Below are 14,448 nucleotides of genomic sequence, written 5' to 3'. Positions count from 1 at the left end.
CTAATTATGATATGGGTCGCTTTGCGAAACAAAATCAATAATCTTATATCTATCTTTGATCTTCTCTTTGATCTCGTTTGCATCGATGTTTTCTGCTATTTCGACGCTTATTTCAAACGTATCTCCGCTAAGATCATTTGCTTCGTTTAGCGAGATTGTAGCTAAATTTATATCAAGTCTAGCAAGATATGTTAAAAATTCAGCCAACGCACCTTTTCTGTTTTCTAAATTTAATAAAATTTTATACCTATGTGGGGCATTTCTCGTCCATTTGACAAAGATGATCTCATCGCCTTTATCCATGAGCTTGCCAGCGCGCTCGCAAAGCTTGTGATGCACTGTCACGGTGTGACCATTTTTAAAGCCAACTATGCTATCGCCTCTTTTTGGATTGCAACAATAATCAAACTCGACATTTGAAATTTTGTGATTTGAGTAGATCACTATGTTTTCAAATTTTTGCTTTTTTATCTGGTATTTGTCGCCCAAAGAAATCATAAATGGACGCTCTTTTCTGATGTATTTTTTAAGCATATTTGCCACTTCTTGCAGATACTCGCTATCAGTTGCCGCGCGAAAGACCTTTTTGCCTAAATTTTCGCTCTCTATCCACTCTAAAATTCTATCTTTTGAGACGTTAAATACTGATTTTAAGATATCTATCGCCATTTTGTAGTTTATATCTCTTATCTTTTGCTTGCAAAATGACCTTATCGTCGCCTTTGCCTTGCCTGTTCGCACACTATTTATCCACGAACAGCGAAATTTAGCCTCTTCGCCAGTTACTATCCTAACGATGTCGCCATTTTTTAGCTCTGTTAGAAGCGGCATCCTAACGCGGTTTATATAAGCTTCTTTTGCGTAAAGTCCGATCTCTGAGTGAATCTCATAAGCATAATCAAGCGCCGTAGCACCACGTGGCAACGTAAAGACCTCTCCCTTTGGAGAATAAACTGCGATATCTTCGATATAAAGGCTATCTTTTGCATATTCATAAAGCTCTTCGACATTGCCCTCGTTCTCGCTATTTTGCATGCTGATGTCATTTAGCCAGTCAAGCTTTGGATTTAAGAGGCTGCCCTCGCCATTTTTATATTTCCAGTGCGCAGCAACACCGTATTCAGCGGTTTTATGCATATCATAAGTGCGAACTTGCGCCTCAAAGATGCTTTTGTTATCAAAAATGGTTGTGTGTATCGTTTGATAGCCATTTTGCTTTGGAAGTGCGATATAGTCTTTAAATCTAGAAATTAAAGGGTTGAAATTTATATGTAAATTTCCAAGTGCTAGGTAGCAATCAAGCGGCTTTTGCACGATGATCCTAATGGCAAGCAAGTCAAGCACCTCTTCGATAGAAATGCCCTTTCTTTGCATCTTTAGATAGATCGAGTAGTAGTGCTTTATGCGTTTTTGTATCTCAAAAGTGCCCTCGATAAAGCCATTTTCAAGTAAAATTTGACTTACCTTTTCGTGAAAAGCATTTAGTTTTAAGCTAAGCTGCTGCTTGTTTTTGTTTAGATAACTATCGATCTTTGCGTATTCTTCTGGCATCGCATACTTAAAGCTTAGATCTTCAAGCATGTTTTTGATCGATGAAATTCCCAACCTATGAGCGATCGGAGCATAAACCATAAGCGTCTCTTCAGCTATGCGTTTTTGCTTTTCAGGCCTTAGCGCCTCAAGGGTTAGCATGTTGTGAAGTCTGTCGCAAAGCTTTACGACAAGGACTCTCACGTCTTCTATGGAGATTAAGAGCATCTTTCTAAAAGTTAGCGCCGAGCTTGCCAGTTTTTCGTTGCTATCTGAGCTTGCAAGCTTGTTTTCTCTAATGGCAACTATCTTTGTAAGCCCTTCAACTAGCTTTGCCACCTCATCGCCAAATTCAGCCTGAAGCTCACCTAACGTTACGTCGGTATCTTCGACCACGTCATGAAGGAGTGCAGCTATGACCATGCTCTCATCGCCGCCCATGTTTGCTACGATAGAGGCTACTAAGATGGGATGGATGGCGTATGGTTCGCCACTTTTGCGGTATTGTCCAGCGTGAGATGTGACGCAGCTGTCGATAGCTTTGTCTAAAATTTCACTTCTTTCACAAAGAGAAAAGAGCAGTTTTATCGCTTCTGAAACGTTTTTACAAGCTAAAATTTGCTCTATTAACTGCTCTAAAAAAAGACTATTTTCCTTCAACTATTGCCTCTAAGCCTATTTTGCCCTCAGCCACTTCAAGTAGTGCGATGTCAGCAAATTTCATCTTTGAAGTATCAGCATCAACTAAAGCTATGGCGCCATTTGCTAGCGCTTCTGCACGCTTTGCAACGATAAGTGAAAGCTTATATCTGTCATCTCCTACTTGTTTTAGCGCTCTTGCTGTGATTTGTTCTGTTCTCATTTTTATCCTTTTTGAAATTTATTTTACAACTGAGTATAGGGCTGCTTCTTCTTCATTTATTATTTTTAATAAATTTCCAGCCTTAAACATATTACAAACTAAGATCGGCAGTGCGTTATCTTTTGCTAAAGCTATGGCAGTATCGTCCATAACCTTGATATCATCGCTCATCGCCTTTTCGTAATTTAGTGATTTTAGAAGTTTTGCATCTTTGAATTTTTTAGGATCTTTGTCATAAACGCCATCAACTTTTGTCGCTTTTATGATCATATCTGAGCCGATCTCGATAGCTCTTAGCGTGGCTGCTGTATCTGTTGTGAAGAATGGATTACCAGTGCCTGCAGCAAAGATAACAACTCTGCCCTTTTCTAAATGGCGTTGCGCACGTCCTACGATAAATGTCTCACAGATCGCCTCCATCTTGATCGCGCTTTGCACTCTTACTTCAAGCCCGCTTCGCTCCAAAGCTTCACGCATCGCGATCGAGTTGATGACAGTTGCTAGCATGCCCATGTGATCTCCACTCGTTCGTTTGATGATACCATCTTTTGCAGCGCTCACACCGCGCACTATGTTGCCACCGCCTATTACGATGCCAACTTCGATATCATTTTCTATAAGCTCTTTTATCTCGCTTGCTATAAATTTAAGCACAGCTGTGTCTATACCAAAACCATTTTCTCCAGCCAAGGCCTCGCCTGAAAATTTGACCAATACGCGTTTTCTCTTACTCATTGTCATGCTCCTTGAAATTCACGCATTTTAGCCAAAAAGGCTTTAAATTTAGCTAATAACGCTTACAAAGTGACTATTTTGAGATCATTTCAAGTGGGTCGATATGGTAGTTTCTTTGCGTTACTTCAAAGGTTAGATCGTTTCTAACTCGGCCTATGACGTAGCCTTTTTGCACGACTGAGCCTACTTTTACAGTTGGCGCGATCTGGCTTAGGTGAGCGTAGATCGTGTGGATGCCATTTTCGTTTTCGATGATGACGACATTTTCAAGCATCGGAGTTGCTTTTGCAAAGACCACCTTGCCATTTAGTACGCTTTTAACCTTCGCATCTGGCGTGCTTGAGCGAAGTATGACTGACTCGTTAAAAATTTTGATGTTGTATATCGGATCTACGTAATTGCCAAATTTTTGTTTTACAGAGTAGCTATCAAGCGGAGCGATCGTCCTCGCGCCTGAGTATCTCTTAACTGAGCTTGTCTGATAGCCCCCACCCATTGGCTGGCTCTTTTCGCCTTTTTTGCCACCTTTGCTAGCTGCTCTTTCTTGCTTTTCTCTAGCTGCACGTGCTGCTTCATCCTCTTGCTTTTGCATGATAGCAAGCTGCTCAAGTGTCTTTCTTAGCTCGTCTTGTTGGGCTTGAAGTTTGGCTAGCTTTTTGCTGTAAATTTCTTTATCACGTTTTAGCCCGTTTATTGTATTTTTCTGCGTGCTCTCTAGGCTTTGTAGATCATTTTGCTTGCGCCTATAGTTTTTTATGCTTGAGTTTATCTCATTTATCTTACTTGATTTATTTTTTATCTTTTCTATCGTATCTTCGTAGTTCTCACTAAGCCTTTTAAAGTCCTCTTTAGCTATGGCGTTTAGCTTGGTTAAAATTTGCGACGAGATGATGCTCTCTTCGCTTTGTTTGCCCTCGCTTGCTGACATCATAAGATCAAATGAGAGATCTTCTGCGATGATCCTTATCATATTTTGCTCTAGCTCTTTTTGGGTGCGCTCTAGCTCTTTGTTTTGCTTTGTTAGATCATCAAGCTCAAGAAGCGCTTTTGAAGCATTTGTCTCAAGAACTGAAATTTGACCTTTTAAATTTGTGATATCGCCGCTTATGCCGCGCAGTTTTTTCTCGCCATTTACGATATCGCCAGCCAAGTCATCAAGCTTTTTACTAAGCTGCTCGCTCATAGCCTGCGTCGATCTTAGCGAGTTTTTGGAATCTTTTATCTTCTCTTTAGTATTTGATGCAAAAGCTAGACTAAATGCTAGCAAAAGTGTAAAAATTCCTTTTTTCATATCGTGCTTTTTCTAGCCTTACTCATCACTAAACTAACAGCAAAAATGCTTAAAACCACAGCCACGCCAAATAGGATAAAAATATCTCTTGAAAGATCAAGGCTAGGCAATACTACATCGATACTTGCGGCATTTTCTCTAAAAATTTCAATACTAGGCAAGAAAAAGAAAAACGCACCAACAACAATGGTCGCAACTATGCTATCAACCATGGCTGATTTATAGAGCATGGCTGATTTTAACCAAAATGGCGCTCCAAAAAGTGTCATGATCTCGATGCGCTCTCTATGCTCAAATAGCCAAATTTTAGTCTGCTTAAGCATAAGCATAAGCCCAACAACACAAAGTATCGCCATAAATGCATAAGATATGCTTTTGGCTAAATTTAGCATCTTAAAGACCTTGTCATGGGTCTTTGAAAATGTCTCGACCTTGCTTATACCATCAAATTTCAAAAGCTTTTGCTTTATCTCCTCCATATATTCTGGCGATGGAAATTCGCTAAGTCTTAGCGAGTAAAATTTAGGCAAGGCGTTTTGAAGGATAGATAAATTTTTAGCCGAGATGTCGTTTGATAGGCGATCTATGATCTTTTGCGGGCTTAGTGGCTCGACACTTGCCAGCGTGCTAACCACTGGCTTTAGCACTGGCTCGCTTAGCTCTTTGTTTGAGACCACCACGATGTTGTAGTCATTTCCCATAAGCCTCTCATACTCTCTTACGATCTTGTCTGCTGTAAGGCTAAACTGCACTGAAAATAAAAGCGCGATTAACGGCAGGATAAATCCAAGGTGGTTTTTAAGCGATCTCATGCACGCCTCCATTTTCTATGACGAAGTGGCGGTATGGGATGCGAAGCGTTGATGGGATGTGATGTGTCACCACGACCACGCTTGTGCCTAGAAATTCTCTGGCTGATTTTAGAAGCGACCAGATAACGTCGCTTGAGTATTCGTCTAAATTTCCCGTTGGCTCGTCACATAAGAGCAAATTTGGATTGTGTGCGAGTGCTCTTGCCATGGCAACTCTTTGCTGCTCGCCACCACTTAGCTCGCGAGGGTATTTATCGGCTTTGTGAAGCATATTTACATGTTTTAAAAGTTTAGCCACCTGCTTTTTGCTCACATTTTGATTGACGCCTTTGATGATGAGTGGCAGCATGACGTTTTTTTCGACATTCCACTCATTTATCAAGCGGTAGTTTTGAAATATAATGCCAACTCGCTGCCTAAGCTCGCAAAGTCTTTTGTCATCGATATCGTCCATTTGCGTCATGCAGACATTTAGCTCGCCAGCTAGAGGCGAAATTTCTCCGTAAAATGACTTTAAAAGCGTGCTTTTCCCGCTTCCACTCTTGCCTGTGATAAAGACAAAGTCATTTGCGTAGATGTCTAAATTTACGCTATTGATCACAACCTCGTTGCGCTCATAAGCTAGGCTTAAATTTCTTGCGCTAATTATCTCTTGCATCAGCCAAATACTCCTTCAAAAGCTCGTGTGCTGCTAAATTTTCACGTATTAAGATCGGTTTTTTTATAAAATATTCGCTTTTCTCATCGCTTATTTTGATGAAACACTGCTCTGGCTTGTTAAACGCTCCAAAGGCGACTTTTAGCAAAATTTCATCCTCGTTTATGGTGTAAATTTCTTCAAGATGTAAAAAATGATCCTCTTTTTTTATGATGAAATTTTTGAAATTTTTAATGATATTTTTTACGCTTGTCTTTTCTTTAAAGCTAAAATCCCCAGCCAAAACGCTCTGGCTACTTTCAACCTCACAAGTATAAATGACGTCATAGATATCCTTATCTTGGCGTCTCCAGCGGTCTTCATATTTGCTTGTTACTTCTAAATTTCTATTTTTAAAAGCTTCTATTTTTGAATTTGTAGGCTCTAAAAATTTACTCAAACTAAAGTCGCAATACTCCTTGCTATCAGTCCTTAGCTCAAATTTACCACCCACTTTTAGTATCCTCTCGCACTCAAGCGCAAACGCCGTTGAGACCACGCGTCTATGCTCAGCCTTATCCCACGGCACCGGAAAGTGCAAAAACACTCTATCAACCAAATTTGATCCAACTAGCGAGAGTAAGAGCCTTGCGTCGGTGTTTATGAGACGCACGTTTTCTAGGCCATTTGCCTTGGCTAGCTTTGCTACTTGCTCGATACTTGGTTTATAGACCTCTATGCCGATAACTAGGGCATTTGGATTGTTTTTAGCCTGATAGAGCAAGTGTCTGCCAGAGCCAAAGCCTATCTCTATAAAAATCTCTTTAAATTTATCCTTTAGCTCGCTAAATGCTGGTGCAAACTCTTCAAGGCTTAAAATTTCACTCACTTTTTTGGTCAAATTTGTCTTTTTCACGGCAAATGCTTGGCTGATGATGCCGTTACAACTTTGCTCTTTAAAAAGCTCAAGTGCTTCTTGTAAAAGTCCGACTTTAGCTGGCTTAGTAAGCTTTTCTCCCTTTACGACGACGCCATTTTTACCAGGTTTTACGACTAGAAAAAAGCCTTCATCTTCATTTTTTGTGTAGATGAGCCTCTCGTTTCGGCCATTTGCTTGCCAAAGAAATTTGATCTTGTCGTTACCAAATGGAAACGAGAGCTCTTTTAAGGACGAAGCGATGAAATTTGGCATTATTTTATGCTAACTTCTGCTTTTGATGACTTATCAGATGCGATGCCGTACTCATCAACTGCTACGACGCTGTAAGAGTAGCTAGCTCCTTTTTGGACGCTGTCATCTCTAAGTCCAGTATCACTTATACCGCTAAAGACTTTCTCGCTAGCACCACTTCTATAAACTGTGTATGAGCTAGCTCTATCAACTGCACTCCAGCTTACATTTACACCACTACCATCGTAGCTAGCGCTTATGTTTGGAGTTTTTGGCGCGCCAAGTGTGCTACCAACGATCGGCTCTTCTTGCTTCAAGCTTTCAAGACCGTCTTTATCGACCGCTGTCACTCTATAGTACCTTGTCGCAGCGTTTGTATTTATGAGGTCTTCGTAGGTGTTGCTAGTCGTTTTTGCTAGATATGTGTAAGGTAAAATTTTACTTGTCGTTCTATAAACCTTAAAATAAGCAAAATCCTCAGCTGGCGCATAATCCCACGTTAAGATGATCTTTTTTGGCGCATTTTTGGTCGCCTGAACGTTTGTTACTGATTTAGGGTAACTCCTTTGTTGTGGCACTTATGTTTTGGCTTGGTTTTGAGATGACGCCAGAAGAAGTTTTAACTAATATCCTATACTCATAAGACCTGCCAGGTTTTACCTCAGTATCGATATACTCGGCATTTAGTCTGCCATTTACCTCTGCTACTTGGCTAAATTTATTAGCTCCTGCATCGCTTCTTTGGATGATGTAGCTTGCTACTGTGCTATCAGGATGTGGTCTCCAGATCACTTTTACACGGCCTGGAAGCCCTGTGATAGCTTGCGCAAATGGCACAGAGTCAAGTAGCGGCTTAGTTGTAGCAGTTGCAATCGCACCTGGTTGAGAGATGGCGTTGCTTGAGTAGGTTCTCATCTGATATGAGTAAGTTGTCTCTGGAGCTAGGTCGCGATCCACGTAGTGCGTAGCAAAGCGGTCTTTTATGTTTGCAACTAGTTGCATTTTTGAGTTTGCATCGTTTGGATTTGAACGGTAAAGGTAGTAGCCAACGACGCTCTCGTCGCTCACTGGGTTCCACTCGAAGCCAACTTCTGTCATGTCTGAAATAGTTTTTAAGCTTGTAATAGTTGGTAGTGACGTGCTTTGCTGAGTCGGTACGCTAGAGCCGCATCCCGCTAAGAAAGCTACTAAAAATGGTGTCAATATGCGTAGGGCAAATTTTTTCATCAAAAATCTCCTTGGGAATTTTTTTGTAAATTATTTGGTTAAAGTCATCATACGTTTTTGCGATAAATTCTACCCTTTTACCAGTTCGTGGATGGATAAAATAGAGCATATAAGCGTGAAGCATAACCCTGCTTATTTTATCGCCTTGGCTCTTAAATCCGTATAAATCATCGCCTAAAATGTGGCGATTTATGCTAGCAAGATGCACTCTTATCTGATGTGTCCTGCCTGTAAAAAGCTTTGCTGCTATCAAATTTACTCCGCCTTCGCTTAACAAATTTACAAAGGCGCTTTTGGCAAATTTAGCGTCCGCGACGATCGCTTTTTTTAGGCGGTTGTTTGGGTTTCTGCCGATTGGCTTATCGATGATGACGTCCTCTTTTAGGGGCAAGTCGGTAAGCGCTAGATAAATTCGTCCCATGCTCTTATCACTTAGCTGCTCGCTAAGTTTGGCGTGGGCGAAGTTGTTTTTAGCAACGACGATAGCGCCGCTCGTGCCCTTATCTAGGCGGTGGACGATGCCAGCTCTTACGTCGCCGTTTAAATTTGAGAGCATAAAGCCCTTTTTGTTTAGCCACTCAACAAGTGTCGCCTCTTTGACGCTTGGAGCTTGGTGGACGACGATTTGCGGGGGTTTATTTAGCACTATGAGATCGTCGTCTTCATAGATGATAGGGATGTCAAAATTTACTTCGTACTCGTTTTGCACCTCTTTTTTTGGGGCAAAATTTACGCAAATTTCGTCGTTTTCGTTTAAAATAAAACTTGGTTTTGAGACTGGTTTTAAATTTACGCTTACAAGAGAGTCTTTTATCAAATTTAAAGCTTGATTACGTGAAATTTGAAGCTCCTGTGCCACTGCAACGTCGAGTCTTGAGCTATTTGAAACATTAAATTTAACCAAAATCAAAGCCTTGTTTGTGATATAATCTAGCCCAAAAAACAAGGTTTGCTTCTTGATAAAACTAGATCGGCGTATTTTAACACATTTTGATTTTATTCAGCCGTTTTTAATAATCCCAATCATAGCCATCTCATACATCCTAGTTTCCGAAGCAAACGACGTTTTAGCAAACAAACAGCTTGTGTATTTTGGCATAGGATTTGTCTCATTTTTCATAGCATTTTTGCTGCCTATTAGGCGCATCGACTGGATCATTCCGATGTTTTACTGGGTTTGCATCGTGCTGCTTTTAAGCGTCGATATCTTTGGTGTTAGCAAGCTTGGAGCCAAACGCTGGCTGGAAATTCCATTCGTTCACTTCACACTTCAGCCATCAGAGCTCATGAAGCCAGCTTTTTTGCTGATGCTAGCCTATCTAGTTAAGCAGCGCCCACCAGAAGTCGATGGATACGGGCTAAAAGACTTTTTAAGGCTTAGTTTTTACATACTTTTGCCATTTGCGCTCATCATGAAAGAGCCTGATCTTGGCACCGCGCTCATACTTTTGATAGTTGGCTACACCATCCTTTTTGTAATCGGCGTAAATAAGAAAATTTGGATCTGTATCATCCTTGCCATAGGCTTTTCCGCGCCGGTTTTGTATGAAAATTTGCATGATTATCAAAAAAAGAGGATCCACGACTTCATCGCCGAAGAGCCAAGCTACCACGTAAAGCAAAGCATCATCGCCATAGGTAGCGGCGGGCTAAAAGGCAAGCCAAAAGATGAGGCTACGCAGACGCACTTTAAATTTTTGCCAATTGCCACAAGTGACTTCATCTTTGCTTATAATATCGAGCGTTTTGGCTTTTATGGCGCACTTCTTTTGCTGGGACTTTATGGAGCGCTTATAACGCACTTACTTAGCCTAAACTACGGGCTTAAGAATGATTATTTCACGCAGGTGACCGCCACTGGCATAGCCGCGCTCATCTTTGTTTATGTGGGAGTAAATGTCTCGATGACGATCGGATTTGCGCCGGTTGTTGGCGTGCCACTGCCGTTTTTTAGCTACGGCGGAAGCAGCTTTGTCACCTTCATGGTACTTTTTGGGATACTGCAAAATTTGCTAACATTTAGGTTTGATCAGACCTACCGCTCAGTGAAATTTAAATTTTAAGCTCATGCGTTTTTAATCAACAATAATCGTCGTAGCAAATTTTAAAATTAGAGCTGGCATATCACGCTTCTAAATTTAGTAAGTTATTAAGGCGAGTAAGTAAACTTTTAAAATCTGCTCAAAATGTATAAATTTATAAAAAACTCTGGCAAATTTTAAAATTTCATGAACGAGTAATTTCGGCTCTAAAATTTGAGCTAAGCTGTAAGTGAAGCCAAATTTTAGTAGTCAACTCTTGCGAGTGAATGGAATTTCAAAAATTTGCAAGAACAGCTTGATTAAATTTGTAAATTTCTTTTTATTCAAAATGGGGATAAGGGGACTTAAATTTTGCTTCGCGAGCTCGCAACTGCATGGCAGACACGAGGCTGTCCCCTTATCCCCCCCCCCTTTTAAATCCCCCAAACCCCTCGCACGTTAGAGGTGCATGCGATAGCGCTTTGCGTCGCATGCGTTTTATGTGAGAAAATTTATAGCAAATTTTAAAATTTCGTGAACAAGTAATTTCTTCTCTAAAATTTGAGCTAAGTGATAAGCAAATAAACTTTAAAAATTTGCAAAGCTAAAGTCAAATCATCTTTTATAAAAATTTCCTATAAAGTAACGTCCAAGTTCTTTGGCTTGACCATCAACATAAAGTGCTATCTTTTGTATATTTACCGTTTTATCTGTGTTTACAACAAACATGACTTGTATTTTTTTATCTTTTATCTCTTCTGGTCTTTGATTATAAAATCGGACATCTGGCTCTTCTTTAGAATATTGTGCAACAAATTTCAGATCTTCAAGCAAGTGTTTAAAGTTCATCTTTGTTGCAAGCTCGCCAAGTGCTTTACTATGAGGCTCTTTAAAAATTTCCTTAGCTTTTGTATTTAATTTTTCTTCATCACATATAACTTTTGGGAATATCGGTGCTTGATCTTTTTTTGAGATATCGTATTCACAAAACTCATTTGCTATCTTTAGAACACTCTCTTTGTCAAGATTATTGGTATTTTCCAAAACATCACCAATAGCCTTTTCTAATTTTTGCGCTTGTTCTTCTTTTGCCTTTTGCAAGGCTTCCTCATATTTTGCCTGCACCTCCTTGTTTTCAGCTTCTATTAGCTCTTTTTTGATCTCGCATGTAGCACTTACAAGCTTTAGGTCTTTTGTACTAGCATCCTTCCAATCAACCTTGGCACACTCTATATATCCATCTATGGCCGTACCTACTGTCATTGACTTATCTTGAGGAAAGGTGTAATTTTTAACAGTATTTACATTATCATCACCGCATCCTAATAGCAAAACCCCTGTTAGAATAATAGAAAATTTGCATCTCATATCTTTTCCTTAAAAGTAAAATAAAAACTAAATTATAACTAATTTTTTCTTTTTAACATCAAGTCATACAAAATATTTATCAAGCAAAAATTTAAAAAATTTTAACAAGTTTTTGTAAATTTTTGATATTTTCTTTGATGTTGCGATCTTTGTAGATCGCTGAGATGACGGCGATGAGATCGGGATTTGCATAGGAGAGTGAGCCGATATTTGTCTCATTTATGCCACCTATCACGCAAACAGGTAGGTTTAAAATTTGCTTTGTCTCTCTAACTACTTCAAGGTCGCATTTTGGGGCATTTGGCTTTGTGGGGCTTGCGAAAACTGAGCCAAAAGCGACGTAGCTGGCCCCGTTTTTAGCAGCATTTATAGCTAAATTTATATCGTTATAGCAGCTAACGCCAACGTATGCGTCTTTGCCTAAAATCTCAAACGCCTCTTTTATGCCCTCATCGTCTTTGCCTAGATGAACGGCCTTTGCGCCTATCTTTTTAGCAAATTTGACATCGTCATTTACGATAAATTTCGCGCCAAATTTCTCACATAAATTTAAAATTTCACTCGCAAGCTTCTCGTTTTTGACCGCTTTTTTTGACCTAAACTGAAAAAATTTAACCCCGCACTCCAAAATCTCTCTTGTGTACTCCAAAGCCAAATTTTCAGGCATTAGCACATCGTCACTAATAGCGTAAATTTCAGCCATTAAGCCCCGCTTTATGGTTTATAAGCCGTGCGCCAAATTTACTTTTATGAGCATTTTTTATCCCATTTGCCACAAATTTTTTAGCCATTTTTATGGCGCTTACTAGATCACTTTGCTGCGCTAAAATAGCCGCTAGCGAGCTTGAGAAGCTACATCCAGCCCCATGCATCACCTTTGGCTCAAAAAGCTCCTCGCTAAATTTCATCACTTCGCCACCTTTTAGATAGAGCGTATCCTCGCAAATTTCATCAACCTTCGTTCGCTTTAGCACCATATCGCAAGGCAAATTTGCAAAGTCAATGCCCAAAATCCTAGCCTCATCTACATTTGGCGTGGCGACACTTGCTAGGTTTAAAAGCTCTTTTAGTGCTTTTATCGCTCCATCTTCAAGCAGTTTCGCACCTGACTTTGCCACACAAACTGGGTCTATCACAACTGGCACATTTTTAGCTCTTAACTCCTTTAAAAACGCGCTTACAACGGTTATTATCTCCTCGTTAAAGAGCATGCCAACCTTCACAGCGTCTATGTCAAGCTCAGCTAGCACCATCTCAAACTGAGCTTTCACCATACTTGCTGGCATCGCAAGCACGCTGCTAACGCCATTTGTATTTTGTGCGGTCACGGCTGTGATGACGCTTGCGCTAAAGCAACCAAACGCCTCGCAACTTTTTATATCCGCCTGCACTCCTGCACCGCCGACGCTGTCGCTTCCAGCAACTATCAAAACATTTTTTTTATTCACCCACACACCCACTTATCTCTTTTACGTCAAAAGGGTCTTTGACCTGCCACGAAAGTGCGTATTTCTCGATACTTTTCTTGATCGCACTCACCAAATAATCAATATCTTCAAAGGTATGCGTATAGTGAAGGCTGACCCTCACCCAGCCTGGCTTGTGGGTGAAATTTGGATCCTCTTTTAGCCCCAAAAGGTCGTGTCCGTATGAGCCCGCGCACGAGCAGCCAGCACGTGTTTGTATGCCATACTCTTTGCTTAAAATTTTTGAAAGCTCATATGGAGCTACGTTTTTTACATTAAATGAAAATATCGCAAGACGCTTTAAATTTGCTGGGCAGTAGCTAACTAGCTCTGGGATCTCTCTTAGTCTTTGACAAAAGTATTCGCTAAGCTCACTCTCGTTTTCATAGATGGTAGCAAGTCCTATCTCTTCTCTTAGTCTGTAGGCTAAATTTGCACGTATAAGCCCCAAAATAGGCGGTGTGCCAGCCTCTTCAAGTGCCTCTTGATCCTTTAAAAATATATGGTAGTTTTTGCTCACATAGCTTACCGTGCCGCCACCTGCAAAGCTTGGCACATCGTCATTTGCTAGCACTTTTTTGATTGCCAGTAGCCCACAGCTGCCAACTCCGCCAAGAAGCTTATGCGGCGAGATAAAAAGAGCGTCAAAGTAGTCGCAGTCTAAATTTGCATATGCGCTAAGGCTCGCCACGTCAAATGCCACGATGCCGCCAAATTTCTTAACAAGCGTGTAAATTTGCTTGTAGTCGCTTATGACGCCTGTGACGTTTGAGGCTGCGCTAAAGCTAGCGATGATCTCGCGCCCTGCATTTATCTTTAAAATTTGCTCCAAGTGAGACAGGTCGATGCTGCCGTCTTTTGCAAGCCTTATGCGCTCAACCTCGCAAAGCGCCTCTTTAAAGCTGATCTCATTTGAGTGGTGCTCATAAGGGCCAAGTATGACTAGGGGCGAGTCGTTGTTTGGCTTTAGATCAAACCTTCTTTTGGCAGCTGGAGGCACGTAAAGCCCCAAAAGCTCTTGAAATTTCTTGATCGCACCAGTGGCACCGTATCCTGTGGCTATGAGATAAAAGCTATCATCAAGCCCTAAAAATCGCTTTAGCTCGCTTCTAGCGCTATCATACAAAAGCTGCGTTTTATAGGCATTTGAGGATGTTAGCGAGTGGGTGTTGGCGTAGGTTTTTAAGATATCAGCGACCTCGTCCTCGATAGGCTTATACGCAAGCCCAGAGGCGGTGTAGTCGAAGTAATGTATCCCTTTTTTTAAAATAATATCTCTTCTAATGTGCTCTAAATTTACCAACTTTAGCCTTTTAGTTTTTGCGTGA

At 40.6% G+C, this 14,448-nt stretch carries 15 protein-coding genes; 1 reads left to right on the top strand and 14 read right to left on the bottom strand.

Annotated features, from left to right (window positions below; all coding sequences use genetic code 11):
- From CVT00_RS02525 to CVT00_RS02480, 10 genes are all read right to left on the bottom strand, one after another.
- A complete protein-coding gene (locus CVT00_RS02525) occupies positions 1-2,190 on the bottom strand; it encodes a RelA/SpoT family protein (protein WP_103558612.1) in 2,190 nt (729 codons plus the stop codon).
- A complete protein-coding gene (locus CVT00_RS02520) occupies positions 2,177-2,392 on the bottom strand; it encodes a DNA-directed RNA polymerase subunit omega (protein ID WP_004317259.1) in 216 nt (71 codons plus the stop codon). The genes CVT00_RS02525 and CVT00_RS02520 overlap by 14 nt, the downstream gene beginning before the upstream one ends.
- Positions 2,393-2,410: 18 nt before the next feature.
- Positions 2,411-3,127 carry a UMP kinase gene (gene pyrH, locus CVT00_RS02515; protein ID WP_009294284.1) on the bottom strand — a complete coding sequence of 239 codons (717 nt, stop codon included), beginning with the start codon at positions 3,125-3,127 and terminating at the stop codon, positions 2,411-2,413.
- A 73-nt stretch (positions 3,128-3,200) separates the two neighbouring features.
- Positions 3,201-4,418: a murein hydrolase activator EnvC family protein gene (locus CVT00_RS02510; RefSeq protein ID WP_021088579.1), complete on the bottom strand. Its 1,218-nt coding sequence runs from the start codon at positions 4,416-4,418 to the stop codon at positions 3,201-3,203.
- Complete coding sequence (locus CVT00_RS02505) at positions 4,415-5,230, bottom strand: cell division protein FtsX (protein WP_004317184.1); 816 nt, start codon at positions 5,228-5,230, stop codon at positions 4,415-4,417. The genes CVT00_RS02510 and CVT00_RS02505 overlap by 4 nt, the downstream gene beginning before the upstream one ends.
- Complete coding sequence (locus CVT00_RS02500; RefSeq protein ID WP_004317228.1) at positions 5,217-5,888, bottom strand: cell division ATP-binding protein FtsE; 672 nt, start codon at positions 5,886-5,888, stop codon at positions 5,217-5,219. Before CVT00_RS02500 ends, CVT00_RS02505 begins: the two co-directional genes overlap by 14 nt.
- Positions 5,872-7,059 carry a tRNA (guanosine(46)-N7)-methyltransferase TrmB gene (trmB, locus tag CVT00_RS02495; protein WP_107915780.1) on the bottom strand — a complete coding sequence of 396 codons (1,188 nt, stop codon included), beginning with the start codon at positions 7,057-7,059 and terminating at the stop codon, positions 5,872-5,874. Before trmB ends, CVT00_RS02500 begins: the two co-directional genes overlap by 17 nt.
- Positions 7,059-7,616, bottom strand: a complete 558-nt coding sequence (locus CVT00_RS02490; protein WP_230853787.1) for a hypothetical protein — start codon at positions 7,614-7,616, stop codon at positions 7,059-7,061. The genes trmB and CVT00_RS02490 overlap by 1 nt, the downstream gene beginning before the upstream one ends.
- Complete coding sequence (locus tag CVT00_RS02485; RefSeq protein ID WP_180995389.1) at positions 7,591-8,265, bottom strand: fibronectin type III domain-containing protein; 675 nt, start codon at positions 8,263-8,265, stop codon at positions 7,591-7,593. The genes CVT00_RS02490 and CVT00_RS02485 overlap by 26 nt, the downstream gene beginning before the upstream one ends.
- Entirely contained in the window at positions 8,198-9,169 is a 972-nt protein-coding gene (locus CVT00_RS02480) for an RluA family pseudouridine synthase (protein ID WP_107915784.1), read from the bottom strand. Before CVT00_RS02480 ends, CVT00_RS02485 begins: the two co-directional genes overlap by 68 nt.
- Before the next feature lie 52 nt (positions 9,170-9,221).
- Between CVT00_RS02480 and CVT00_RS02475 the strand changes: the two genes are divergently transcribed.
- Positions 9,222-10,328, top strand: coding sequence for an FtsW/RodA/SpoVE family cell cycle protein (locus CVT00_RS02475; RefSeq protein WP_107915782.1), 1,107 nt, complete (start codon positions 9,222-9,224; stop codon positions 10,326-10,328).
- A 573-nt stretch (positions 10,329-10,901) separates the two neighbouring features.
- On the opposite strand, the gene CVT00_RS02470 is transcribed toward CVT00_RS02475, so the two are convergent.
- From CVT00_RS02470 to CVT00_RS02455, 4 genes are all read right to left on the bottom strand, one after another.
- Positions 10,902-11,654, bottom strand: coding sequence for a hypothetical protein (locus CVT00_RS02470; RefSeq protein WP_103557745.1), 753 nt, complete (start codon positions 11,652-11,654; stop codon positions 10,902-10,904).
- Positions 11,655-11,745: 91 nt separating this feature from the next.
- Positions 11,746-12,357, bottom strand: a complete 612-nt coding sequence (gene thiE, locus CVT00_RS02465) for a thiamine phosphate synthase (RefSeq protein WP_103557744.1) — start codon at positions 12,355-12,357, stop codon at positions 11,746-11,748.
- Positions 12,350-13,102 carry a bifunctional hydroxymethylpyrimidine kinase/phosphomethylpyrimidine kinase gene (gene thiD, locus CVT00_RS02460; protein ID WP_430516354.1) on the bottom strand — a complete coding sequence of 251 codons (753 nt, stop codon included), beginning with the start codon at positions 13,100-13,102 and terminating at the stop codon, positions 12,350-12,352. Before thiD ends, thiE begins: the two co-directional genes overlap by 8 nt.
- The gene (locus tag CVT00_RS02455) at positions 13,095-14,423 is read right to left on the bottom strand and encodes an aminotransferase class V-fold PLP-dependent enzyme (protein ID WP_103557748.1); all 1,329 of its coding nucleotides are present in this window, start codon (positions 14,421-14,423) and stop codon (positions 13,095-13,097) included. The genes thiD and CVT00_RS02455 overlap by 8 nt, the downstream gene beginning before the upstream one ends.
- Positions 14,424-14,448: the final 25 nt, after the last annotated feature.

It is taken from the genome of Campylobacter concisus, from assembly GCF_003048675.2.
Classification (GTDB): domain Bacteria; phylum Campylobacterota; class Campylobacteria; order Campylobacterales; family Campylobacteraceae; genus Campylobacter_A; species Campylobacter_A concisus_F.
The sequence above is the reverse complement of the archived record's forward strand: the minus strand, read 5'-3'. Positions and strand labels throughout refer to the sequence as shown.